Genomic DNA, 24965 nt, shown 5'->3' on the forward strand with positions numbered 1-24965 from the left:
TATGAAGCTTCTAATTGCTGATGATGAAATAGATGTAAGAGAAGGCATTCGCTGCCTTCTAAACTGGTCCTTACTTGGCTTTACCATATGCGGCGAAGGAAAAAATGGTCAGGATACTCTGAATCAGATCCGCAGACTCAAGCCTGATATTGTGCTGATGGACATCCGCATGCCGCGTTTAAGCGGGCTGGAAGTAGTGAGGATTGCAAAAGAGGAGGGCTTTGCTGGTATATTTATCATTATCAGTGGTTTTTCAGATTTCACTTTTGCCCAGGAAGCCATGAGCTTTGGCGTTACCAGTTATCTCACAAAACCAATTGACGAAGAAGAGCTGGAAAAAGCAGTGCTGAACGCCAGAGCGCTTCTCACAGAGGAGCAAAAAAAACAAGAAAGGCTGGTTCAGTACCGAAATCGGGCGAGAGAATCTATTTTACATGACATTCTTAGTAATCAGGCCTCTTACCCACTGCCTGACTGCCATGATCTGCAATTAGAAGCCTCTGTTTATCAGGTTGTTCTCTATACCAGCTATCAGCAGGAATGCTCACAGTCCACCTGGGATTTTGCCGGAATCCTGCGTCTGGCAAACCATAACCACAATTCTCTGGACTATATCCGGATTGAAAACCATAACGTCATTCTTTTAAAGGGGGATTTTGCTCTTAAACGATTTGAAGAACTTGCAGACCGCTACATAAACCACCCCCAGAAAGGGTCTCCACTGGATGCCTTATTTCTTACGTACGGGCGTCCGGTCTGTTCCATTGAACAAATTCATATTTCTTACTATGATGCACAGCAGCTTATGAAAAGGCGCTTCTTTTGCAGTTTTAACCAGCATGTACTGTGTTATAAAGATATCCCCCACAGATTCCAGTCTCAGGAAACCGTTTTTAATACGGAAAATACATATTCACAACAGATTTCCAACTACATACAGTCTGGGAACCGCTGTATGATGCTGGAAGTTTTGGATCATCTCCGTCAGGTTTTCTACTGCTCTGACTTGGAAATATCCAGCATCAGACACTATCTGGCCGATATTATGATACAGGTAAAATCCAGTATTTTTTACGCTTATGGGAATCGTGAAACAATGTTTCCTAATAACGCAGCCATTATTAACACAATTGAAGAGAAATATTATCTTTATGAAATTCTGGATTACTTTGCTCTCCAGTTTGAGATGTGTATGAATGCCATTGGCTCTCCCACCCGGGACAGTATATTGGATAATATCCTTCAATATATCCGCAATAATTATAAGGAGAATTTAAAGCTGGGCATCATTGCAGAGCTGTTTGGCTACAACAGTTCCTATCTGGGAAAAGTCTTCACAAAAACCACAGGAAGGAGTTTTAACGCCTGGTTAGATGAAATACGTATCGAAAACTCAATGCGCCTTTTAATGGACGATCGTTATAAAGTCTATGAAATCGCCCAACTGGTGGGATACGGAAATGTGGATTATTTTCATAAAAAGTTCAGGAAATATACGGGTATCAGCCCAGCAGAATACCGGAGAACGCAAACCGGAGCAGACATAAAAATGTCCGCCCCGTGAACCATTTTTTAATTGCTGCGCCGGTTATACTCATCCATTGCGGTTTTTCTGGCAGCTGCCCGGTCTTTTGCATTCTTTAAATCCACTTCCAGCACCCGATCATAGCCCAGACCTCCCACTGTATCCTGCATATGCTGTAACGCAGAATCAAATTCGGCCTCATCTGCTGCAAAGACCATTTTCCAGGAATCATCCACAATTACTGCCTTGCACTGTCCCCGCAGCGTTGTGATGTCGGAGCTCTCCTTCGGCTGAATATAGGAAGTGCCTGGTGCTACCGCAAGAGCTCCTTTCTTTTCCAGTAATTCAATGGTTGTTTTTGCCCCTTGTGCATACGTCTGCCAGTCAGTATCCAGCGGTGTATCATTCATCTCAAGCACAGAACTCCACATCGTGGTTAAATAAGGCTCATTCGTCAGTGGGTCCGTATCCACCAATGCTAACGGTTTATAATTCAAAGCGCTCACACCGTCCTTCCAGCTGCCGCCTCCCCACTCTTCCGGCACGGGCACATCATTGTTAGGAAGAGCCTTCCAGCCATAATCCGTATAAACTGCCTTTTCGTCTTTCATCTCCCAGGTCAGTCCCTTGGGACCTGCGGCGCCGTTTGCCTGCCCTAACAGTTCCATTCCCTCCGGAGAATACATCCAATCGATAAAATCTGCTAGGCGCTCCGGGTCTTTCGTCTGACTGCCGATGGCAATAACGGCCTTACCGTTCCCCATAGAATAACAGCCATCGGTATAAGGTGCCATGTCTTCAATGAAAGCAGGCATGATGCCTTTTCCTTCTTCCTTTCGTTCCCGTGTATTATAGTAGCTCTGCCCCTGCCAGGACCATAAGGAGGTAAGCACCTGTCCATCACGGTATTTATCCGACAAAATATCATAGTTCTGAGTTGTGGATTCCGGATCGATCAGCCCTTCCTGATTGGCATTAAAGAGAAAATGCAGCGCTTTTACATAATAACTGTCTGAATCAACGATATTCTGGAAGTCACTTCCATCGTATTTTTCCATTACAAACCCTATTTCCTGATAACCATATAAAGAGGCATAATTCTTGGCAATCACCATCATGCTGTCATCCCAATCCTTAAACAGAGAAAGGGCATAAGTTTTCTTACCAGAATCACTCTTAGGTATCTGCTCCTGCAGCTGCTTCATCACAGGTATCATGTCTTCCAGTGTTTTCATTTCAGGGTAACCGATTGCCTTGTATCCGTCCCAGCGAAGGTAGGGTGCCACCAGCGGCTCAATTCCTTCTGCGGATACTTTGGGGGATTGACTGGAAATTTCACTGGGAATGGCATAAATGCCCTCCTTCACCAACCCCTTATTCATATTTAAAATTGCATCTTCATAATTTTTATATATATTTTTATCTTTTAAAAGCGGAGCCATATCCATTAAAAGTCCGGCTTTTACCATATTTTCAAAACGGCCGCTCTCGGTTTTAGTAATTATTAAATCTCCTAAATTGCCAGCTGCGGAACGTGTCTGGAACAAGGTATCTCCCCCGCCTGCCACATTGGGAGCAATGATATTTAATTCCATATTGAATTTATCTTTTACAACTTTTGCAAACCATCCGCTCTGGATTCCCTGATAATTTGCAAGCGTATCAAATACATCCACTGTAATTAATTTATCATAGCTGCTGTTGCCTGTCGTATTTTCTACAGACGCCTCTTTTTTGCACCCAGCTAATACAGCGATGACAGCCAGGACTGCACACAGGATCACACTGATCTGTTTCTTTCTCATCTTACCTCTCCTCCTTAACCTTTTATAGAACCAATCATAATTCCTTTTACAAAAAACCTTTGGAATATGGGATAAATAAATAAAATCGGAAGCACCACAATTACCGAAACCGTCATTCGTATGGAGGATGGCGTCTGCCTGCTGGCAAGAACTGCCCCGCTTATTGCACCTGTCCCTCCGCTTCTCACCATTGCCGCCAGGGAACTGGCCTGATTAATGTATGTATATAACAGATACTGCAGAGAATACAATCTTTGATCCGTTACATAGATTAGCGTATCCTGAAACGAATTCCATTGGGAAACCGCTGCAAAAATGGCCACAGTTGCCATAATCGGCTGAGCTGCTGGCAGAATAATTTTTGCAAAAACAGTAAGGATCCCAGCCCCGTCAATTTCCGCTGCTTCCTGCAGAGATTTTGGAATTGACTCAATATAAGTTTTAACCAGTATAATATAGAACGGCTGTATGATGGTGGGGATCACATACACCCAGAATGAATTGGTCAGATGGAGTGTCTTCATGGTAATAAACATGGGAATCAGACCTGCATTAAAGTACATGGTAATCACAAAAAAACGATACCAGAATTTCCGGTGCCACATTTTCTCCTGTGTAAACAGAAAGCCTAAATATGCCGAGGCGAACACGGTACATGCAGTTCCTAAAATCGTCCTGGCAACAGAAACCACAGCAGCTGCAGAAAGTCCACGCAGCCCCAGCACCTGTTTGTAGTTCTCCAGATGGAATCCTTTTGGCAGGAAATTAATGAATCCGTTGGCACTTAAATCATTGGCGCTGATGGTATTGATAATCATGTAATAAAACGGATATGCACAAATCAGTGTGATGATTCCGAACATCAGATAATTGACGATGTGAAAAATTCTTTCTCTTACTGTCACGGCTCTTCCCTCCTAAATAATGGCCTCACCTCTGGTTTTTTTGGAAACAAAATTCACAGTAAGCAGCAGGGTGACACTGACCAGACTCTTAAGCATACTGATGGCAGTTGCCAGTGATAAGCTGCTGCCTGTCATACCCACGTTATATACGTAAAGATCCAGTACCTGGATATGTGTCTTATTAAAAGAATTCTGAAATACGTAATACTGGTCCATACCGTTATTTAAAAAATTGGCGATTGACAGCATTAACAATACAAAGAACGTGGGAAGCAGACATGGAACCGTAATGCGTTTCATCAGCTGGAACCGATTGGCTCCATCCACACGGGCCGCATCGTAAAGCTCGGGGTCAATCCCTGCAATTGCAGCCAGATACATGATGGCTCCCCAGCCAAGCCCCTTCCAAAGATTCCACATCGTCATCCATAGATACGTATGGGCATCACTGTCAAGAAATTTAACCGGTGCCTGAATCATACCGTGGCTAAACAAAAAGTTATTGATCATTCCGCTGTCAGTAAACAGGCAAAACGCCACCGAGTATACTAGCACCCAGCTGATGAAATTCGGCAGAGTTGTCAGCGTCTGAACCAGATTTTTAAACCACTTGCATTGTATTTCGTTTAGAAAAACTGCAAATCCCATGGGCAGAATAGAAGTTGCAATACCAAGAAGACTCATTGCAAAGGTATTTTTCATAACCTGTATCATCTGCCCGATCTGCGTCTTGTTAGCAAACAGGGTCTTGAACCATTTCCAGCCAACAAAGTCACATTGTGACAGCTTTAACGGAGGCTTGTAGTCAAAAAATGCGTAAATCCAGCCATAAAGCGGGAAATAAGAAAATAGAAAACATAGAATGATAAATGGTAGAATGCAATAGAACAATCTGCGGCTCTGGACCGTGCTTCTTGGAGTTTTTCCAGATGGTAATGATCTCATAGTCCACATTTCCTCCTGCTTCTTACTTTAATAATACTATTATAGTAGAAGGGAGTCACTGGGTTAACCATCATAATCAGAGCAAAACTGCCCCACTTTTTAGAGGTTAAAAAAACAGAGTGAAAATCCATAGAATCAGATTTCCACTCTGTATTTTATTTACTGCTTATTAAAGATGAATGTCCGCATAATTCAAATAACAGTTCCAGTCATATTCATCCATATCGTGATCTCCTGTCTTATAATGATGCCCGATCCTTCCCTGATAAAGCGGCTGCTCCGGCAAAGGCTTTTTATTGGTCTCCAGTCCCTCAATTCCAAACAGGCGATATACCGGGTCTGCCTGCACCAGAGATTCAAACTGCCCCTCCGGGTCTGCCCATTTATCAAAGGTCTTGGAAGAGGTATAGATCAGCCTTGGGGCGATTAGCCCCAGCAGCATATGCTGGTCAAAAGGAAGTGTTTCTTCTTTATCTATGTACTTTTGATAATTCTTACTAAACCAGTATGGAAAGCGGGTTAAAATATCTTTAATCCTCTCCCCCTTTGCTCCTCTGGACAGCGCATCTCCGCTGTTTCCTGCACAGCTGCTGACAGCCATAGCAAAGCGTTCGTCCTGGGCAGCCCCCCAAAGAGCCGTTTTCCCGCCCCTGGAGTGTCCCACCAGTGCCACTCTTCTCTCATCGATCAAAGGCTCTGTTTCAAAGTAATCCATGATCCGGCTTGCTGCCCAGGACCAGGCAGTGATTGCCCCCCATGCATCGTCAGGCCTGTTGGTTACATACTCAGGAAACAGTCTTGAAAATCCAGTTGTAAAGCCTTCCTCATAATCAGGGGAGACCTCCTGGGTACGAAAGGCAGCACAGGCATATCCTCTGGAAATTATGGTCTCAACCGGATAAAAGGGGCTTAAAAAATGTCTTGCAGGGTCACTGTCCTTGATCCCGCGATTGCATACGGTCACAAATGCAGGCACTGGCTTTATGGCACCTGTAGGAATGAATACAACGAAACAGAAGCTAAAATGAATTCCCTTGCGGACAGCTAAAACCTCCACAGTTTTTCTCACCGCCCTACCCTGAAGAATCTCCTCAGACTGCCTGGAATCAGCAACCCGGATATGAAGTTCCATATCGCTTACATCTGGCAAACGACCGTATTCCTCGTTCTTAAACAGCTCAAGCAGCTCTGGTCTGCGTTTTGTCATCCAAATTTCCCAATCTGTCACCTCTGTTCCATCCATGCAAGTCAGAACAGAGGGTATATTTCTTTTATTTTCAGGCATATTCATTGAAATCTCCTTTTTTCTCACTTACTGTAAAGTTTGATATCACTAGGTGCATAGCCGAATTGTTTTTTAAACACCTGGAAAAAGTAGGAGTAATCCCGGTATCCCAGCATATGTGCCACCTCATTTACCCGGTTCTGTGGGTTCTTTAGAAGAATTCTGGCATTTTCCATTTTTACCATGGTGACGTAATTAACAAATCCAACCCCTGTCTCTTTCTTAAAACACTTGCTGAAATAAGAGGTGGATATTAACAGCTCACGGCAAATATTTCCCAGAGAAATATTATGGTTAATATGCTTATCAACGTAATCCAGTGCCTCTGATACTGCAGTTGAATACTCCTGGCTTTTCTGTCTGATAAAGCGGATCCGTTCCTCCAGAGTATCCGGCGTTTTTTCTGCTGCAAACCGTTCTTTCTTCATAATAGCCCCTACCGCTTTTTCAAGTGCCTGTTCCATCTCTTCCGTCATAACAGGCTTTAAGAGAAAATCGCTGGCTCCATACCGGATCGCCCGCTGCGCATACTCAAACTGATTGTATCCGGATATAATAATAAACTGCATGTCCTGTCTTTGCTGCTTGATCTTTTCTATAATATCCAGCCCGTTAAATCCCGGCATCTGTATGTCGATGATTACAATATCCGGATTCTTTTTATGAATCAGCTCCAGACCTGCAATCCCGTCATAAGCCACTCCCGTCACCTGGCAATGAAATGATTCCCAGTTGGTGGCTTTCACAATTGCTGTCACTGCTATTTTATTATCATCTATCACTACTACCGAGTACATAACGCTCCCCCTCCCCTTACTATACCAAAGGAATTTCCAGTCTGACTTCTGTATAATGAAGATACTCTGATTCGATCCATAAACCGTAATCAGGTCCGTACATCAGCTGAATCCGATCCTTTACATTCTTAATTCCAATCCGTTTTTTTTCTTCATTGCTCTCAAACAGTGTTACAAGCTTTTCCGGAGGAATGCCAAGCCCGTTATCCCAGACTTTTATGACAAGTCTTTCTTCCTCACTATAGACGGAAATACGGATTGTACAAAGTCCTATTTTGGGCTCCATCCCATGAACAAGTGAATTTTCTACAATCGGCTGTAAAATACAACTGGGCACCATCCTGTCAGGAAGTAAATCATCTACCTCCCACTCCACTTCCAGCCTGTCCGGATAAATATTTTTATAAAGTTCTGTATAATTTTTTATGTATTCCATCTCTGCATTTAACGTGCAGGTATTCTTGCTTCGCTCTATGTTTCTTCTGAAAAATCTCGCCAGCAGACCGATCAGCCTGCTCACCTGCTTATCTCCGTTAATTTGCGCGATTCCATGAATGGACTGAAGTATATTAAACAGGAAATGAGGATTGATCTGAGCCTGCAGCTCATGATATTGAAACTCCAGCAGCTTATATTCATTCTGCTGCTGTATCTCCTTTGCACTGCTGATCTGAGCCATTAATGACTGTATGTTGCCCGCCATCTCACTGATATGTTCAGAGATAAGGTCCATCTGGTCACCTTTTGAAAATGATGTGGGTTCCAGCTTAAAATCGCCTCTTGATACACGGGTAATGTTACGCAGCAGAATCCGGAGATTGCCTGCCATATTCCCAAACATCAGCCACAGAAAGATGATAATCAGCACAAAGATAAAGAGTCCGATGAACGATACAAAATAAAGTAAATCAGAAAACCGGCTGTTCTTTGCCTTTAAATCTACCTCGTGAGCAATTTTAATCCTTCCCCGGCTGACCTGATATTCGGCATATAAATAATTATTCTTTTCTTCTCTGTGGACTGTTCCTGCCTTTAAATGATCTCGTTCACTGGTGGTAAATAAAAGATTTCCGTTTATATCATAAAGTGCAAAATTTCCCACTTTACTGCTGTCTATATCCTGAAAAATCTCTTTTAACATTGTGTTTTTAAGTTCTGCAATCACACAGCCGCTGAATCTCATGGTAGTCTCATCAAATAAATAACGCATCAGAATGATACCATCATCACTGGCACTCCTGGTCCATATGGTATTGCCTGGGCGATGAGACACATCTTCTTTGTTATCATGATACAGCTTCAGAACAGATTCTTCACTGGGTCTTCCTTCCCTGGGTCTGCTGTCCCGGCATGCCAGATAAACGGTATCGGAAAGGTCGATTACAGATACCCAGTTGATGTCATAATTGGTACTGAGCATTTCTTCCAGCTGTTTTCTCAATCTGGGCTTTAAAAATGGGTCATCTGCTTTATCCGGTCCTGTAACCGTACGAAGCATGGGGGTCAGACGCTGATTCGTTGCCGTTAAAGGAATGGTACCCTCCATCAGTTCCGTCAGAGAGATGTCTACATTCCTGCAGATCTGTTCCGTTAATGTGTCGGACTGATAGGTCAGTTCTGTCTTAAACCATTTGCATGTCACGTGGTAAATACAAATGAGAGCAGCCAGAAATGTAAGTCCCAGCAGCGCCGTCACTGCAATCATTTTAAAATAAAGTGTCTTCCTGAACCGGATGCGTTCTTCTGCAGATTCCATAATATACCCCCTCGTCTTTTCCCACTATAGCAACTTGGCAAAAGAATGTCAACGCCCGATCAGGGGCAGATTTTTCCAGCTTAACCTTTCACCGCACCCTGGGTAATGCCACCGATAATATATTTTTGCAGCGTTAAATATAACGCTAATATGGGTATGACTGAAAGAATAAAGAGAGCAAATGCCAGCCCCAGCTCTATGCTGTTCTCACCAAAGAAGAAATACTGTGTCAGGGGGATGTTGCGTACCTGTTTCTGCTGAAGCAACGTCAAAGACATCTGAAAATCATTCCATACATTCAGTGCGTTTAATACAATAGAGGTCAAAACAATGGGTTTCATCAGAGGAAATACAATCTGAAAGAAAACTGAATACATGCCTGCACCGTCAATCGAAGCAGCTTCCTCTAATTCCTTTGGAATACTCTTTACAAAACCTGATACCAGCAGCACCGTAAATGCAATCTGAAAACCGATCTTTGCAAAGATAAAGCCGTGAAGGGTATTTAACAGCTTCCATCTGGTCATGTCAATGTAGAGCGGTGTCATAATTGACTGAAACGGAATAATCATGGCGCCTACAAAAAGGTAATAGATCAGATTATAAAAACGGTTGTTTTTTCTTGCAATAATATAAGAAGCCATGGTACAGATCAGTGTTATAAATATAACTGCAAGTACTGTTGTAACCAGACTGTTTTTCAGTGCCAGACCAAAATTAGAAGTTTCAATGGCTCTGGTAAAATTGTCCCAGTGGATGGTTTTTGGAAATGCCAGACGGTTTGTCACCATCTCCTGCTTGGATTTTACAGAATAGATCAGAGCAATATAAAATGGGCTGATCACAAGCAGTGTCATTGCAAGTTTTACAATCACAGACACATATTTCAATTGTTTCTTATTCATCAGATCTCCACCTCCCTGGCTCTTAAGGTTTTTGAAACCAGCGTGCTGACTACAAAAATGGATATGGTAAATACCACTGCAATCGCCTGTCCGTAGCCTGCTTTAAAGTATGTAAACAAGTTGTTGTAAATTAACATTGCCACTGTTTCCGACGCCCTTCCGGGACCGCCTGCCGTTGCTGCCATGGGATAATCAAATACCTTCATTCCCCATGCAAGTAAAAGAGTGAAATTAGCAGTGACTGCCGGAGCAATCATGGGGAACGTGATTGCTTTGAATTTCTGCCAGGATGTGGCTCCCTCCAACTCTGCCGCCTCGTAATAATCTTTTGATACTCCCTGAATTGCCGCGATGTAAACCACCATGCAGTATCCTGCATCCCGCCATACAGATATCACTGCAAGACCGATCATAACCCAGGTTGTGCTTCCAAGAGGGCTGGCAATTCCAAATTTATCATAAAACACATCACTGTACACATACCGCCAGATATAAGAGGAAAGCACAAGACTGAGGCAGTAGGGCATAAAGATGCAGGTTCTCAAAACATTATTCAGTTTTGATTTCTTTGATATCATCAGGGCAAACAGCAGACCGAGCAGATTGGAAAAAACCATTGTAACGGCCGTAAACAGCAATGTATTCTTAACGGCATTCATTACATTTGCATCCTGAAAAATTCTGATGTAATTTTTAAGTCCCACATATGCCTTGTTTGGACTCATTCCATCCCATTTGGTAAAAGAGATGGGAAACCCCTGCAGGAACGGATATGCGACAAAGATTGCAAACATAACCAGGGCTGGCATAATAAAAGTAAACTCCTGAAGCTGTTTTTTCATTTTTCGGTTCATACTGCCTCCAACTTGGATATAGAAAAGTCAGGGAGTCATATAGCTCCCGCTACACTGCCACCCTGACTTTCTGATTTTATGTCATCACTTCAAATAACTATTGTCGAATGGATGCGATCTCATAATCAATGTCCTGGAGCAGCTTGGTAACATCACGCTTACTGTCATCTAATGTGACAAATTCCTGAAGTTTGGTGCGGAACGCGGTGCTGTACTCAGATGTATAATCCGGAACCTGACTCTTAGATACTATCATATCGTTATCGATATAAGATTTGATTTCCTTAATGAATTCATCGGAATCATCCGTTGACACATTTACATTGCTTGTCATAAGCTTTGCTGTCTCCATCCAGATCTTGGAAGACTGCTCATTGGCGAAGAAGCTGAGTAACGCCATTACTTCGTCCTTATGCTCTGTCTGGGAAGATACAACGAATACATCGTCAATACCAACCCAAAGCTTATTATCTTCTGGCTTATCAGACCATGGAGTCGGGAACATACCAAATTCTCCGTCAGGGCTTGCAGCCATTACATCGCCCATAAGCCATCCGCCGTTCATGTACATCGGTCTCTGACCTGCTGCGAAGTTCTGAATTCCCTGTGTCTGGTCAACAGCGGTATCTCCCGCATCTTTATAGGATGCAAACTTGGAGAACATCTCCATTGCGTCTTTCACAACTGCATTATCAGATAATTCTTTGGTTCCCTCCTGGGAATCTTTCCAGACTGTCTTATTATCGGTACCAACAGCCATAGAAGTAAAGAAGGAATCTAACTCATGGAAGACTCCATGAATGAAATTGTATGGATGAATAAAGGGGTTAATTCCTTTTTCTTTAAAAGTATCCGCTACCTTAAAGAATTCTTCTCTGGTCTTTGGAACCTCAACACCCGCTTCTTTAAACATCTTTTTATTATAGAAGCATGCCTTTACCTGTGCATCCAGAGGGAAGCCGTAAACGCCACCGTTTACAGTACATTCATCTTTTAACATGGGAAGTACATTTTTCATGCACTCTTCATTGGAAAGGTCCATGAAATATCCGCCATCTACGAATTCTTTCATGGTCTGCGGTTTTCCAAACATGATGTCAGGAGCTTCTCCTGCTGCTATGTAGTTTTTATAAGTTGCAACATAGGAAGAGGAGGCTACTACCTCTACTTCAACATTGATGCTGGGATATTCTGCTTTAAATGCTTCCAGCATGGCATCCAGTGCATCTCGTTTGGACTGCTCTCCCATATAATGTACCAGTCGCAGTGTTACGGCATCCCCTCCCGCAGCCTGCTTGCTCTGGCTTTCTGATTCCTTTACCTCTGCTTTTGTGGTCTCTTCCGTTGCGGCCACGGTGGTTTCTTCCTTGCTGCCTTTTGAACATCCGGTGGCAGTTGCAGCCATCAGACCAGCGAGTAAAAGAGCAGAAACCCGCTTCAAATACATTTTTCTCATAATACATCCTCCTTGTAGACTATCATTTTTGATGTTGCATGATAGTTATATTTTAGCAGACCAAAGCGTCTGGTTATATATGAATATTTGGCTGTATTATTATATTTTTTGTCATTTTCTGTTATTATGTGACAAAAAAGGGCAGATTTTAGTAACTGCAATGCAGATACAAACCGCTGCCCTTAACGCCTTTTTCTTCTTAATTTGAAATTCCAGCAATCGCTTCTCTTACATTATCTACACCGATCAGCTTAATCTCATCGACAGCTCCCATCCTATCCAGGGAAATCCTTGGAAGGATACAGGTATGAAATCCCAGTTTCTTTGCTTCATTTACCCTTTGCTGTGCCATGGAAACGGCCCTTACTTCTCCGGATAATCCCACCTCACCAAATATGATGGTTTTGGAATCAATGGCCCGGTCCTTCATGCTGGAGACAATCGCCATAAGAATCGCCAGATCCAGTGCAGGTTCATTCATGCGGAGACCGCCGGTGATATTGACATAAGCATCAAAATGAGACAGATCATAGTGCCCTCTCTTCTCCAGAACTGCCATTAAAAGATTTACCCGGTTATAATCTGTGCCTGCAGCTGTTCGTCTTGGCATACCGAAGGCTGTTGGGGTAATCAGAGCCTGTACCTCAATCATAATCGGTCTGGTTCCCTCCATGGAACATGCCACCACTGCTCCAGAAGCATCTTCCGGTCTTCCGCTTAACATGAATTCAGAAGGATTTTTTACTTCTGCAAGTCCGCTTTCTATCATTTCAAACACACCGATTTCATTGGTAGAACCGAACCGGTTTTTTACTCCCCTGATGATTCGGTAGGATGCACTTCTCTCTCCTTCAAAATAAAGAACCGTATCCACCATGTGTTCCAGCACTCTTGGACCTGCCACAACTCCTTCTTTTGTTACATGTCCCACGATAAATATGGCAATTCCTTTTCCCTTGGCGATCTGCATCAGCAGATTGGTGGATTCCCTTACCTGGCTTACACTGCCTGGAGCAGATGATATTTCTTCCCGAAACATGGTCTGAATGGAATCGATTATCACCACATCTGGTTGTTCCTCCTGTATGGCAGCTTCTATGAGATCTAAATTCGTCTCACATAAAAACAGCAGATCTCCCTTCACTTCTCCGATGCGGTTTGCCCGCAGTTTAATCTGTTTTAAGGATTCTTCTCCTGATATGTATAAAACCTTCTTCTCTGCAAATGCCAGATTCCGGCATACCTGCAAAAGAAGAGTGGATTTTCCGATTCCCGGGTCTCCTCCAACTAAAACCAGGGACCCTCTTACCACGCCGCCGCCCAATACCCGGTCCAGTTCCTCGTATCCTGTTTTCATACGGTCCTGTTCATCAAGCTGGATTTCAGACAGTCTGGCAGGTTTTATTTTTACTCCTGTCACTCCCCCAGACCCAGTGCTTGAAATCCCCCGTTTTCCGGAAGCCTCCGCTTTCGCCACGGGTTCCTCCACAAACGAATTCCATTCCCGGCAGCCTGGACACTGGCCAAGCCATTTTGCTGATTCAAATCCACATTCCTTGCAAAAAAATGCTGTTGTTTTTCCTTTTGCCATAGGTTCCTCCTGGTCAGACAAAAAATCCGGATCCGAATCTCTTTTGAAAAAAGAGCCGGACCCGGACTTCAGTTACATTACTTTCTTCTGATGGTTACCTTCACTGGTGTTCCTTCATTTAGCTCCACACTGGCTGACAGTTTCCCGCTCATGTTGGTTCTCATGCCGCCTGCTGCTGCATCATTGACAAACACTTCATATTCGGTATCTTCTGCCAGCTGAACTGTCAGCTGGGCATCCTTATCGCCTTCTACTTCAAATTCCACGCCATCATCGGATACTGCAAACCTCTCCACTGCAGTTCCTGGTACAGATTCGTATACAAACATGCCGTTACGTTCAAGCTTGGTTATCTCATAAAATGTCTTTACTTTATATAAATCACCCTCGTGCTCAAAATCCTGTAATTTTGACTTTGTTTCTAATTTGTAATTACCAAAGCTAATTGTACCGTCCTGTTCTGTGCGGATTAATTCTTCAATTACCGGCATTGGTTTGCCCTCCTAGTATTTTCTTTACTTATCCCTGTTGGCGAAGAAAAAGATCCTTTCGCTTGTAGTTATTATACACGAATTGCTGAGAAATGGCTAGCTGTTTATCAGCTCTCTCACAGAAAATTTAAGTCCATCCTCACCAGCTGTGATCATAACCGTATCACCTGTTTTTACCGTTCCGGAAAGGATTTCTTCCGCAAGCTTATCCTCTAAGCTGCTTTGAATGGTACGCCGTAAGGGTCTCGCGCCGTATTTTTCATCGTAACCTTTCTGAATCAGATAGTCCTTGGCTGCCTCATCGATTTCAATTGTAATGCTCATCTGTTCGGAAGTACGTTTCATGATATCTTTCATCATAATCGTTACAATATCTTTCATATGAGTCTTGTTTAACGGATGGAACACAATGATCTCATCAATACGGTTCACAAACTCCGGTTTAAACAGCTTCTTTACTTCTTCCATAACGCGGTCCTTCATAAGCTTGTAATCCGCCTTTTCATCGGCTACTGCGCCAAAGCCCAGACGTTTGGGAGATATGATATTTTCTGCTCCTGCATTGGAAGTCATAATAATGACAGTATTTTTAAAGTCAATCTTTCTTCCCTGTGCATCCGTAATATGGCCGTCATCAAGGACCTGAAGAAGAATATTAAATACATCGGGGTGAGCCTTCTCAATCTCGTCAAAGAGAATGACGGAGTAGGGATTTCTTCTCACCTTTTCACTTAGCTGACCGCCTTCATCATATCCTACGTATCCTGGCGGGGAGCCGATAATCTTGGAAACGCTGTGCTTCTCCATATATTCAGACATATCAACACGGATCAGAGCACTGTCCATGCCAAACATGGCTTCTGCAAGGGCTTTGGAAAGTTCTGTTTTTCCCACTCCGGTGGGACCCAGGAACAGGAACGAGCCGATGGGACGTTTGGGATCCTTGAGCCCTACTCTGCCTCTTCTTATAGCTTTTGCCACTGCGGTTACTGCCTCTTCCTGACCGATTACCCGTTCATGAAGAATGGACTCTAAATTTCTAAGGCGCTCACTTTCTCCCTCTTCCAGTTTCTTTACCGGAATCTTTGTCCAGGTCGATACAACATCTGCAATCTCCCCTTCATCAACAGTGGGAATATTGGAGATTTTTTCCTTCTGCCATTTATCACGGATTTTATCAATCTTTTCCCGCTTTTTCTCCTGTTTTTTCTTAATAGCGCCAGCCTTTTCATAGGCCTCTGACTTAATGGCAGCTTCCTTCTGATCTTCTAAAAGTTCAATCTCTGCCTCCAGTTCCTTGATCTCAGAGGGTTCTGTAAAGGTAGCAAGGCGGACTTTAGAAGATGCCTCATCAATCACATCAATGGCCTTATCCGGAAGAAAGCGGTCATTGATATAGCGAGAAGATAATTTTACGGCTGCTTTTATGGCGTCATCTGTAATCATAACCTTATGATGATCCTCATATCTGCCTTTTAAGCCTCTTAAAATACCCACTGCCGCTTCTTCAGAAGGCTCTTCTACCTTAACTGGCTGAAAACGCCGTTCCAGAGCGGAATCCTTTTCAATGTATTTGCGGTATTCTTCAATGGTAGTCGCACCGATTAACTGTAATTCTCCTCTTGCCAGAGACGGTTTTAAAATATTGGAAGCATCAATGGCTCCCTCCGCCCCTCCGGCTCCGATAATGGTATGAATCTCGTCAATAAACAGAAGCACTTCGCCGTCTTCAATTACTTCTGCAATTACTTTTTTAATTCTTTCTTCAAATTCCCCGCGGTATTTGGAACCAGCCACCATACCGGATAAATCCAGAGTGAGAAGCCTTTTACCTGCTATTGTCTCCGGCACTTCTCCCGATGAAATCATCTGGGCAAGTCCTTCCACGACTGCAGTTTTTCCAACTCCTGGTTCTCCGATCAGACATGGATTGTTCTTGGTTCTGCGGCTTAATATCTGAATGAGACGTGTAATTTCGGATTCTCTTCCGATTACAGGATCTAACTTTCCTTTTACAGCAAGCTCTGTTAAGTCACGGCTATAGCTGTCCAGAGTGGGAGTACTTCCCTTTCCTTTGGGAGACTTCATAAGCTCTTCTTTATTGGCGGGTGCATCCTCTCCCATGGCAGCTAATACGTCAATGTACAGCTTCTGAACGCTGACACCGATGGTATTGAGCAGTCTGGAAGCAACGCAGTCATTATCCCGGATAATTGATATAAGAAGATGCTCCGTTCCGATTAAATTGGCTTTAAAACGGACTGCTTCCCGGTAGCTGTTTTCCAGTACTCTTCTGGCTCCTGGGGTGTAGCCTCCGTCTTCCCTTACTCTCACTGCCTGATCCGGTGCAATCAGCTGACTGATCAGACCAAGAACCTTATCTTCTCTGACGCCGTTTTCAATGAGTACTCTGGCTGCAACACCGCTGCCTTCTTCTAACAGTCCAAGAAGCAGATGCTCTGTTCCCACATAGCTGTGTCCCAGCCGTCCTGCTGCCTGCTCTGCCAGATTAATGGCCGTTCTGGCCTTTGTCGTAAATCTGTCTATCATAAATGCAATCCTCCTGTCAATTTAATTCCGGCAGTTCCTTCCGGATGAATTCCGCCCTTGCCATATCAAGCTCCTCCTTATTCAGAGGACGGTCAGAAATCTTTTGTAAACCTGCCGGCCAGATGCCAAGCATCAGGCGATAAACGTTAAACTCTTCCTTTGTATGAATCAGACCATCCTCCAGTCCTGCCATCATCTGTGACAAAAATATCATGGCATCTCTGGAAGTCAGCCTTCTGGCATATTTTAACACGCCATAAGACTTATAGATCTCATCTTCTCGTTCAACTTTACGCCGCTGCAGGGATAACTTTCTTACCTGCATCTCCTGATTGGTCAGCTGAATAGCGGCCTTTGTAACAGTATCTATAATTTCCCGTTCTGTCTGTCCCAGTGTTTTCTGGTTGGATACTTCATAAAGAGCTCCGAAATTATCTTCTCCTTCTCCGTAAACGCCCCGGATAGCCGCTCCAAAACGGCCCATCTCTCCAATGAGGCTGGAAAATTTGCGTCCCTGGGACAACATGGGAAGATGTACCACGACCGATGCCCTCATCCCGGTTCCCACATTGGTGGGAAACGCTGTCAGATAACCGTACCGATCATCAAATGCATATGGAAAACGTTCATTCAGGTAATCATCAATGCTGCTGGCCTGTTCCCACAGCTCTTCCAGATGAAGACCTGTCTTTAAAGCCTGAATCCGGATATGATCATCTCCGTTAAATACAATTCCTGTATCTTCATTTTCTGAAAGCAGGATCCCTACCGGGGTCTTTTTGCCGGCAATGGAAGAATTAATTGCTCTTCTTTCTTTCAGTGCAACCCGGTCCAGTTCGTTTAAATCACCCAGCATGGAAAAAGTAAGGGGGCTTGAAAGTTCCTCTCCCAAATCCTTTAAACCGAATTCCAGGCGGTGAATCATCTCGCTGCTTTCCTTTTCATCCAGTTTGGAAGGGAATTTATATTCCTTCCAGTTTCTGACCAGGCGGATCCGGCTGCTTATTACACCAGATCTGCCGTTGCCAGTCTGCTCATACCATTTAAGCATTGCCTTCATTCCCTTTCCTCAGTTCTTTTATCCGGTCTCTGCAAACTGCTGCAGTTTCGTAATCCTCAAACCGGAGCGCTTCCTTTAACCTGGCATCCAGTTCGTTGAGTTCGTTTCTGCTGCTGTCAGATCCATCTTCCTCTGAATCTTCATTCTGGCTTTCATGATCCATCCTTTGAAAAGCCGGTGTTTTTCCTGTATGCATCAGACTGCCCTGCAGCTGTTTGATGCTGTCCTCCATAAGGGGGCCAAAGACGCTGTAACAGTCTGCACAGCCAAAACGGCTGTCTTTTACAAACTCGCTGTAGCTTGTGCCGCAGGTGGGACAGGCAATCTGCTGAAGCTTATCCGGTCCTTTTTCGGTATCTTCAATTCCAAGAAGACCAGATAACAGCTTGCCAAGAGGAAACTCCCCGTCAAAAATAGCTGCATACACACCAAAATCCATCTCTTTTGCACATTGGGCACAAAAATGGTGTTCTTTCTTCACACCATTGACTACTTCCGTATATTGAATATTTGCTTCGCGAATCTTACACTTCTCGCACAACATATAGAACCTCCAATCCAGGGAATCACTGTTATCTCTGGCTTTTCATAAATGACTGAAAAATCTCATCAACCAGCTGGTGAACCTCATCACACGAAATATTTTTGCAGATGCCTCTTGCTAATACAACGCTTAAATCCCTGCGCATCTCATCAAGAACCTGTATTTTATCTACATCAAGGGAAACAACCGCTCCTTTCCGGCGGTCCAGTTTCACAAATCCCTCCTGTTTTAAAACAGAGTACGCCTTATTTACCGTATGCATATTAATGCCTATATTATCGGCCATCTGGCGAACGGAAGGCAAGGGGTCACCTTCTCTTATACTTTCCGTGGCGATTCCTATGATTATCTGGTTCCGAAGCTGAATGTAAATGGCTTCCTCACTGTTAAAATCAATTTGCAATATCATCTTTTCACCATCTTTCGTTATATCTGTTATACACATAATAGCACACGATAATGCATTTTTCAATATATAATATATGCCAGTATCTAAAACTCTGTATTCAAATGGGAAATTTTCTTTTAATCTCAGAAATTTATTATAACAAACCAATTTAGGCTTTTCAATAGAAGAGACTTGACAGGAACCTAGCTTTTTCCCTTTTCTAGAAAAAAATATCTAAAATTTTATGAGAAATAAAACGAAAGCACCTGTAAAACATGGCGCTCTCGTTGGTATTTTCACTTATTTTATTATTTAGTCATTAAGATCCATGAACTCAAAGTCATCATCGTCATTTTCATTCACTTCTCTGCTTCTTTTGTCATCGCCTGTCCGTTCCTCTGGCTGGGTCTGATGAACCCTTTTTTTCGGCATTAAGTTCTGCTCCATCTCTTCCAGGCTGGACTCTTCCATGAAGTCATCCTCTTCCTCATAAGCAGGGGTCTTGGGGATGAATGTATCAGGCCTGTCCATATCATCTTCTTCAAAATCGGAATAAAGACTTCCTGTCCGTTCCTTTTCGTCGAATTCCTCCCGGCTGTAACGCTTTACGTTTGCAGGCGGAGCGGCCTGTGCTCTGCTTTCCCTGCGGCTTACGGGCTCGTCCTTCTTCTTCGTGTCATGGAAGGGTTCTCCGGAATCATATGGCCTCATATCCGATCCGCCGCCTCTTTTGATCAGGAAAATTACAATGATCAGTAATGCCAGTGCCAACACGCTGATTGCGATTAATATATAGAACTGCAAATGATAATCCTTAAGCAGATCACTATAAGTTTTGGCAAGTTCCACATACTTATCATTGGTAACTCCGGAAGCAAAATATCTCTGAACGGTCTTCTCAGAAAGATCATACCGGTAGAAATTCTTTTCTCCGTTCCAGTTCATACCATAGAACAGACAGTATTCCGGCTTTGATTCCGAATCGGCAACCCAGCCGGTTACCTTGATTCCATCAATTTCAATCTGCTGCTCTTTAAAGCCTTCCGGAGCTGCAGTGTCTGTATCAAGAGGCATGATTACAACTGCTTTTTCAGTGGTTTTTACCTCAACAAACTGAGACCAGCTGTCTGCTGCTTCATTATAGATAAAGAATCCGCCGTTGCCGCCCTCATCTTTTAAATACAATAAGAGGATGTCTTTTTCAAGACCTTTTCCAGCCATCACCTCAGTACCTTTATACTGATAGGTTTTCGCTTCAAATCCCTCTGGCAGTGTAGCTTCGTCAAAGGATGAGGCAATGCTGTACACAACATCGTGAATGGTTACGGAAGCGGAGCTAAACTGAGCTTCACCAGTCTCCCCGCCCGCATTGGTTGCAGGAGTGGTTTCTCCCCCTTCCGGCTTGGTGACTTTAATCGTATAATTCTTAATCGTCTGACCGTCTTCTGCCGTTACTTTTACAACAACCTGATTCTCTCCGGCCTTTAATCCCTTTTCACCCTGGAGGGTTACATGGGCTCCTGCATTGGAAGCAACTGCGTTGACTACAAGGTCTGCTGTATCTTTATCAACCTCTGCCGTATAGCTGTCCACTGCTGCGGAAAAAGCAGGAGTTAAGGTTCCTGGTGAAATCTTCAGGGATTTTAATGTGGCATCCTTTGAGGTTGTTGCAGGAGATGTAACCTTTACAGTGGCGCTTCCCTGCTTTGATAATGATATGGCAGCGGAATTCACATCATAAATCTCCTGAGATGTAACACTTATTTTCGCGTTACCTGCCTTTAATGTTTTAAATTTCAAAGTGAAATTAAAGGCTTTCTGATCAGCAGAATTCATGGTTCCAAGGATCTTGATTGCTCCGGCTCCGCCGTTGGCGCTGGTTCCGCTTACAAATTCCAGAATTGCTGGGTCATAAGACAGCATGATTTCTGCGGTTCCCAGGGGTGTATCGCTGGTGACTTTCATATTCACAGTTACATCATTCCCAACCATGACGGAAGGGTCAGAAAATGAAATCTTCGCATCCGATGCCAAGGATACCATGCAGCCCCAGGGACTGGCGACTGCCATCATACAAACCAGCATAAGGCTGGTGATCAATCTTTTCAGTTTCCTATTCATATAGTCTCCTATTTCCTAAACTTACATTCCGAGTACTTTCTTCTGTAGCAGAAGAAGATCCTGGGAATTTACTTTTCCGTCTCCATTTAAATCGGCTGCTGCTTTTCCAGCATCTGATAAGTGTTCCAGACCCAGAAGATATCTCTGCAGCTTTAATACATCCAGACTGTTAATTTTTCCGTCACCGTTTACATCACCACTTCCCTTTGAGGCGGTATTAGCAGAGGTTGACTGGGTCTGGGCAGGCTGGGTCTCGGCCTGGGTCTGAGCCTGCGTCTGGGCAGGGCTACCCGGCCCCTGTGGAGCCCCGGCAGATGCCTGTACCGATATATTGGAAGATCCTTCGGGTACTATGGTAATATTGCTGCCGCCTGGTGTTCCGGCACTGGTTTCTGAGGATGGATTGGAAACTCCTGGTCCCCTGCTGCCGGAAGAACTGTTGCTGCCGGAAGAGCTGTTACTGCCGGAAGAACTGCTGCTGCCAGATGAGCTGTTACCACCGGTAGAACCGGGGTTACTTGGAGTACTGCTTCCAGAGTTATAAGTCGGTCCGTTTGCCTGTCTGACTACATGAAGAATATACTCCCTCACATTACCGTTCTGTGCTGTAACGGATACTTTAATATCATTATTACCATTTTGAAGTGCAATAGTCCCGGTTCCGCTAACGTTAGAAGCGGAATACAGTGCAGAAGCATTCACTTTAATACTGGTCACACCAGAATCCACAATCAGATTATATTCTTTTGTATCCCGGTCAAAGCTTGGTGTCATAACAAATCCATCTACACTAAGACCTGAAAGCTTGTTATTTGGATTACCATCACCAGTTGGCTGACTACAGGGATTTTCAGGCATATTATTATAAACCGGAATTTTAAATTCCAAACCGGTCTGTTTCATATCATTATTATAAGCCTTTGAATACACCGCAGCTTCGGATGCTGCACCCTGCACATTGGTCATATACTGATGTTTATACAGATTCGCCCCCTGTACATTAAATTTCTTCAGATAAAATGTATCCTGCCCAACTTTTACGTAGTTATTACCATAATATAATGCGCCGCCTAAAATTGATTTTTCCGGCGAATTCCACGGACGTTCATAATTGCCTGCCTGAGACGCCCACCATAATCCTCTTTGCACAGCAGTCATGTTTCCAGACTGATATGCTTCAATATTAAAGAAATTATAATACCCGGCATAGCCTGATTCTGTGCCGGAAATGCTTTTGCCGGTGCCTGCAGAACCCTGCTCCTGTATGATCATCGCTGCCAGAACATAAGGATTAACCCCGGACTGGGTGGCTGCATTCATAATCATATTGGTATAAGCACCGCTTCCAGTGGTAGTCCCAGTAGAAGGCGCAGAAGCAGAAGGTCCGGTCAGACTTGCTCCGGGCCCATAATCCATAAGAACGGCCGCATGGTTGGGTGTAATGGAGGCATGGGGTGATTCCTGGCTTACATTGCCGGAAGAAGAACCCTGTGTCTCGGTTTTTCCGCCAGGACCAATATTGGCTCCGGGACCTGAGGAATTACCTGAATCCGTAGACGTACCGCTCTCCTGTGAGGTGGTTCCGCCTGACTGGGAAATATCTGTATTAACGGTACCTCCTGACAGGAAGGTCCCCTTAACCATGGTATTTAATCCTTCCATTGTATGCTTGTTGCTGTCATAGGTATGTGTTAAAAACTGAAATACATTGGTTTCGTCCAGGAAATTCCTGGGATCCATATAATATTTTACAATATCCTCTGATGCCGTAACCCAGCTGCTCCCGTCAAATCCTACCCAGGTACTGTTGTTCCAGTCATAAGCACCGGTTTCCGTGGATTTCCAGGAAGACATACTGTTTGTATGGACCAGTGTCTTTCCTACCAGACTCTCTTCCTTTACTGCAGTATTCCAGTCTATATTGGTTTTCTGAGCAGTAAACACCCAATTGGGATACTGGGCATGAAGCGCCCTTAAGCGCACCTTATAGCTCTCTGGGAACCCCTGTTCAGACAGTCTTGACTCAAAATCAGCACTGCTGGTATAAACTGCGGCGAATTTTAAATAGCTTTTTGTAACATAGCCTGACACGGTTTGTCCATTGGAATTGTTAAAGCGTATCTCATACCAGAGGGCTCCATCCGATCCGTTCTTTTCATTGACCACAGTGACCGCTGCACCATTGGTCAGTTTTGTAACGATTGAATAGGAAGTACCCGGTCCGCTTCTCACATTCAGTGTTGAAGCATTGACCGTCGCCGACTTATTCGTATAAGCATACGTATCTATGTAAGGCGATATCGGTCCTACAAAAGAATCGATCACCATAATACTGGCAAGAATTGCTGCCATCCTGCCAGCTTTTTTATACTTTCTCATCTGTTTCTCCCATAATACCCTTAAGTATTTTCATTACCAGTTATATGTAAATCATACATTATTTTATTATAATGACAAATGATACCATGTGTCAACACAATCAGTTAATCTTCAATTAATTGGAAATATTTGTAAGAAAATCTTTCATTTTATCCACACGAGAAAAACAGCGGAATGCAAAAGCACTCCGCTGCCGGATAACCCTTATTTTATTCATCTGATTCCTTCTTACCTGCATGCGTCAATGGCAGATTCCAATATGGAAAGTCCGCTTTCAAGCTGAGAATCTGTCACTACTAATGGACAAAGGAAACGGATTACATTGGAATACGCACCTGCATTCTCCACGATTAACCCGTGGTTTACGCAGTATTCAACCACATTTTTTACCAGCACCGGATTGGGGCGTTTACTCTGTTTATCAGTCACAAATTCAATTCCCATCATGCAGCCAATTCCTCTGACATCTCCCACCTCTTCAAACCGCTCCTTCCACGATTCGAACCGGCTTTTGCACACACCGGCAATCTTAAGGGAGCGGGAACACAGATCATCCCGTTCCATAATTTCAATTACTTTTAAGGCAGATGCGCATGCAAGGGCATTTCCTCCAAAGGTTCCTCCTATAATGCCGCCTTTCACTCCATCAAATATTTCCGCAGCTGCTGTGACTGCACTTAACGGCAATCCCCCTGCGATTGACTTGGCAGAAGCCAGTATATCCGGTGCACAGCCGGCGTCTTTCCAGTAATCTGATACAAACATTCGGCCGGAGCGGGCAAAGCCGGTCTGAACCTCATCAGCGATCAGCAGTATTCCATTTTCATCACAGATGTTTCTTAATGCCTTTACCCATTCCATAGGAGCTGGTACAAATCCCCCCTCTCCCTGAACCGGTTCCACCACCACTGCTGCCACATATTCTGCAGGAGACGCCTCCTCAAACACCTTTTTAAGCTTATCTATATAATATCCCATTGTTTCGCTGTCGCTTAATCCTTCTGGCTTTCTGTATAAATAGGGGAATTCAGCACGGTAAATTCCATCTGGAAACGGTCCAATTCCAAATGCATAGGCTTTTTTTGCTGTCATTGTTGCAGCAAGAAGTGTTCTGCCATGAAATGCACCGGAAAATACAATAATATTTGGTCTTCCTGTGTAGGATTTTGCAATTTTTACTGCATTTTCTATTGCTTCCGCACCTGAATTGGCAAACATGGTTTTCTTTTTATCCGATTTGAGAGGGACAATTTCATTCATTTTTTCAGCAAGGGCTATGTATCCTTCGTGAGTGACTATATTCATCATTCCATGAAAATACTTTTCTGACTGTTCCTTCACTGCTTCAACAATTTCCGGGTGGCTGTAGCCAATGTTTAATACACCCACACCGCCAACCCAGTCAAGGAACCGGTTTCCGTCCAGATCTTCCACCATGGCACCCTCTCCTCTGCCGATTACACAGGGATAGACCGATTTAATGGCTCCGGGCACCGCTTCCTCTCTCCGTTTTAAAACTGCTCTCGCTTTCGGCCCCGGCAGTGGCGTTTTTATTTCTGGCAATGCATCTCTCAGCATAAGTTCCTCCTTTTTTGCCCTGATCAGGCA

19 protein-coding genes are annotated in these 24965 nt (G+C 43.8%); 1 reads left to right on the top strand and 18 read right to left on the bottom strand.

Going from position 1 to position 24965, the window contains the following annotated elements:
* Position 1 precedes the first annotated feature (1 nt).
* Entirely contained in the window at positions 2-1564 is a 1563-nt protein-coding gene (locus tag BXY41_RS10730) for a response regulator (RefSeq protein WP_104436842.1), read from the top strand.
* An 8-nt stretch (positions 1565-1572) separates the two neighbouring features.
* On the opposite strand, the gene BXY41_RS10735 is transcribed toward BXY41_RS10730, so the two are convergent.
* The 18 genes from BXY41_RS10735 to BXY41_RS10815 all read right to left on the bottom strand — a co-directional run bounded on the left by BXY41_RS10735 (position 1573) and on the right by BXY41_RS10815 (position 24935).
* Positions 1573-3330 (bottom strand): extracellular solute-binding protein, encoded by a 1758-nt coding sequence (locus tag BXY41_RS10735; protein WP_104436843.1) that lies wholly within the window; start codon positions 3328-3330, stop codon positions 1573-1575.
* 14 nt (positions 3331-3344) lie between these two features.
* Positions 3345-4193: a carbohydrate ABC transporter permease gene (locus BXY41_RS27010; protein ID WP_170072333.1), complete on the bottom strand. Its 849-nt coding sequence runs from the start codon at positions 4191-4193 to the stop codon at positions 3345-3347.
* A gap of 54 nt (positions 4194-4247) precedes the next feature.
* Complete coding sequence (locus tag BXY41_RS27015) at positions 4248-5180, bottom strand: ABC transporter permease (RefSeq protein ID WP_207657067.1); 933 nt, start codon at positions 5178-5180, stop codon at positions 4248-4250.
* Positions 5181-5349: 169 nt separating this feature from the next.
* A complete protein-coding gene (locus BXY41_RS10745; RefSeq protein ID WP_242980163.1) occupies positions 5350-6465 on the bottom strand; it encodes a glucuronyl esterase domain-containing protein in 1116 nt (371 codons plus the stop codon).
* A 23-nt stretch (positions 6466-6488) separates the two neighbouring features.
* The gene (locus tag BXY41_RS10750; RefSeq protein ID WP_104436845.1) at positions 6489-7262 is read right to left on the bottom strand and encodes a response regulator transcription factor; all 774 of its coding nucleotides are present in this window, start codon (positions 7260-7262) and stop codon (positions 6489-6491) included.
* Positions 7263-7281: 19 nt separating this feature from the next.
* Positions 7282-9018 carry a sensor histidine kinase gene (locus BXY41_RS10755; RefSeq protein ID WP_104436846.1) on the bottom strand — a complete coding sequence of 579 codons (1737 nt, stop codon included), beginning with the start codon at positions 9016-9018 and terminating at the stop codon, positions 7282-7284.
* An 80-nt stretch (positions 9019-9098) separates the two neighbouring features.
* On the bottom strand, positions 9099-9923 hold the full coding sequence (locus tag BXY41_RS10760; RefSeq protein ID WP_104436847.1) for a carbohydrate ABC transporter permease: 825 nt from the start codon (positions 9921-9923) through the stop codon (positions 9099-9101).
* Positions 9923-10777 carry a carbohydrate ABC transporter permease gene (locus BXY41_RS10765; protein ID WP_104436848.1) on the bottom strand — a complete coding sequence of 285 codons (855 nt, stop codon included), beginning with the start codon at positions 10775-10777 and terminating at the stop codon, positions 9923-9925. The genes BXY41_RS10760 and BXY41_RS10765 overlap by 1 nt, the downstream gene beginning before the upstream one ends.
* A 97-nt stretch (positions 10778-10874) precedes the next feature.
* The gene (locus BXY41_RS10770; protein ID WP_104436849.1) at positions 10875-12233 is read right to left on the bottom strand and encodes an ABC transporter substrate-binding protein; all 1359 of its coding nucleotides are present in this window, start codon (positions 12231-12233) and stop codon (positions 10875-10877) included.
* A gap of 199 nt (positions 12234-12432) precedes the next feature.
* A complete protein-coding gene (gene radA / locus BXY41_RS10775; protein WP_104436850.1) occupies positions 12433-13824 on the bottom strand; it encodes a DNA repair protein RadA in 1392 nt (463 codons plus the stop codon).
* A 77-nt stretch (positions 13825-13901) separates the two neighbouring features.
* Positions 13902-14315 carry an endosialidase gene (locus BXY41_RS10780; RefSeq protein ID WP_104436851.1) on the bottom strand — a complete coding sequence of 138 codons (414 nt, stop codon included), beginning with the start codon at positions 14313-14315 and terminating at the stop codon, positions 13902-13904.
* A 96-nt stretch (positions 14316-14411) separates the two neighbouring features.
* A complete protein-coding gene (locus BXY41_RS10785) occupies positions 14412-16865 on the bottom strand; it encodes an ATP-dependent Clp protease ATP-binding subunit (RefSeq protein ID WP_104436852.1) in 2454 nt (817 codons plus the stop codon).
* 16 nt (positions 16866-16881) lie between these two features.
* Positions 16882-17916, bottom strand: coding sequence for an ATP--guanido phosphotransferase (locus BXY41_RS10790; RefSeq protein ID WP_104437098.1), 1035 nt, complete (start codon positions 17914-17916; stop codon positions 16882-16884).
* Complete coding sequence (locus tag BXY41_RS10795; protein ID WP_104436853.1) at positions 17909-18469, bottom strand: UvrB/UvrC motif-containing protein; 561 nt, start codon at positions 18467-18469, stop codon at positions 17909-17911. The genes BXY41_RS10790 and BXY41_RS10795 overlap by 8 nt, the downstream gene beginning before the upstream one ends.
* Before the next feature lie 28 nt (positions 18470-18497).
* Entirely contained in the window at positions 18498-18878 is a 381-nt protein-coding gene (locus BXY41_RS10800; protein WP_104437099.1) for a GntR family transcriptional regulator, read from the bottom strand.
* 291 nt (positions 18879-19169) lie between these two features.
* Entirely contained in the window at positions 19170-20978 is a 1809-nt protein-coding gene (locus tag BXY41_RS10805) for a cadherin-like beta sandwich domain-containing protein (protein WP_104436854.1), read from the bottom strand.
* A gap of 21 nt (positions 20979-20999) precedes the next feature.
* Positions 21000-23357 carry a dockerin type I domain-containing protein gene (locus BXY41_RS10810; RefSeq protein ID WP_104436855.1) on the bottom strand — a complete coding sequence of 786 codons (2358 nt, stop codon included), beginning with the start codon at positions 23355-23357 and terminating at the stop codon, positions 21000-21002.
* Positions 23358-23585: 228 nt separating this feature from the next.
* The gene (locus tag BXY41_RS10815; protein ID WP_104436856.1) at positions 23586-24935 is read right to left on the bottom strand and encodes an aspartate aminotransferase family protein; all 1350 of its coding nucleotides are present in this window, start codon (positions 24933-24935) and stop codon (positions 23586-23588) included.
* Positions 24936-24965: the final 30 nt, after the last annotated feature.

The organism is Lacrimispora xylanisolvens, assembly GCF_002934545.1.
GTDB lineage: Bacteria > Bacillota > Clostridia > Lachnospirales > Lachnospiraceae > Lacrimispora > Lacrimispora xylanisolvens.

Excerpts from the sequence above, each read along its gene's own strand:
- BXY41_RS10785 (WP_104436852.1), bottom strand. The coding sequence starts at position 16,865 with ATGATAGACAGATTTACGACAAAGGCCAGAACGGCCATTAATCTGGCA.
- BXY41_RS10815 (WP_104436856.1), bottom strand. The coding sequence starts at position 24,935 with ATGCTGAGAGATGCATTGCCAGAAATAAAAACGCCACTGCCGGGGCCG.
- BXY41_RS27015 (WP_207657067.1), bottom strand. The coding sequence starts at position 5,180 with ATGAGATCATTACCATCTGGAAAAACTCCAAGAAGCACGGTCCAGAGC.
- BXY41_RS10795 (WP_104436853.1), bottom strand. The coding sequence starts at position 18,469 with ATGTTGTGCGAGAAGTGTAAGATTCGCGAAGCAAATATTCAATATACG.
- BXY41_RS10780 (WP_104436851.1), bottom strand. The coding sequence starts at position 14,315 with ATGCCGGTAATTGAAGAATTAATCCGCACAGAACAGGACGGTACAATT.
- BXY41_RS10745 (WP_242980163.1), bottom strand. The coding sequence starts at position 6,465 with ATGCCTGAAAATAAAAGAAATATACCCTCTGTTCTGACTTGCATGGAT.
- BXY41_RS10760 (WP_104436847.1), bottom strand. The coding sequence starts at position 9,923 with ATGAATAAGAAACAATTGAAATATGTGTCTGTGATTGTAAAACTTGCA.
- BXY41_RS10735 (WP_104436843.1), bottom strand. The coding sequence starts at position 3,330 with ATGAGAAAGAAACAGATCAGTGTGATCCTGTGTGCAGTCCTGGCTGTC.
- BXY41_RS10790 (WP_104437098.1), bottom strand. The coding sequence starts at position 17,916 with ATGCTTAAATGGTATGAGCAGACTGGCAACGGCAGATCTGGTGTAATA.
- BXY41_RS10750 (WP_104436845.1), bottom strand. The coding sequence starts at position 7,262 with ATGTACTCGGTAGTAGTGATAGATGATAATAAAATAGCAGTGACAGCA.
- BXY41_RS10770 (WP_104436849.1), bottom strand. The coding sequence starts at position 12,233 with ATGAGAAAAATGTATTTGAAGCGGGTTTCTGCTCTTTTACTCGCTGGT.
- BXY41_RS27010 (WP_170072333.1), bottom strand. The coding sequence starts at position 4,193 with ATGTTCGGAATCATCACACTGATTTGTGCATATCCGTTTTATTACATG.
- BXY41_RS10810 (WP_104436855.1), bottom strand. The coding sequence starts at position 23,357 with ATGAGAAAGTATAAAAAAGCTGGCAGGATGGCAGCAATTCTTGCCAGT.
- BXY41_RS10800 (WP_104437099.1), bottom strand. The coding sequence starts at position 18,878 with ATGATATTGCAAATTGATTTTAACAGTGAGGAAGCCATTTACATTCAG.
- BXY41_RS10765 (WP_104436848.1), bottom strand. The coding sequence starts at position 10,777 with ATGAACCGAAAAATGAAAAAACAGCTTCAGGAGTTTACTTTTATTATG.
- BXY41_RS10730 (WP_104436842.1), top strand. The coding sequence starts at position 2 with ATGAAGCTTCTAATTGCTGATGATGAAATAGATGTAAGAGAAGGCATT.
- BXY41_RS10755 (WP_104436846.1), bottom strand. The coding sequence starts at position 9,018 with ATGGAATCTGCAGAAGAACGCATCCGGTTCAGGAAGACACTTTATTTT.
- radA (WP_104436850.1), bottom strand. The coding sequence starts at position 13,824 with ATGGCAAAAGGAAAAACAACAGCATTTTTTTGCAAGGAATGTGGATTT.
- BXY41_RS10805 (WP_104436854.1), bottom strand. The coding sequence starts at position 20,978 with ATGAATAGGAAACTGAAAAGATTGATCACCAGCCTTATGCTGGTTTGT.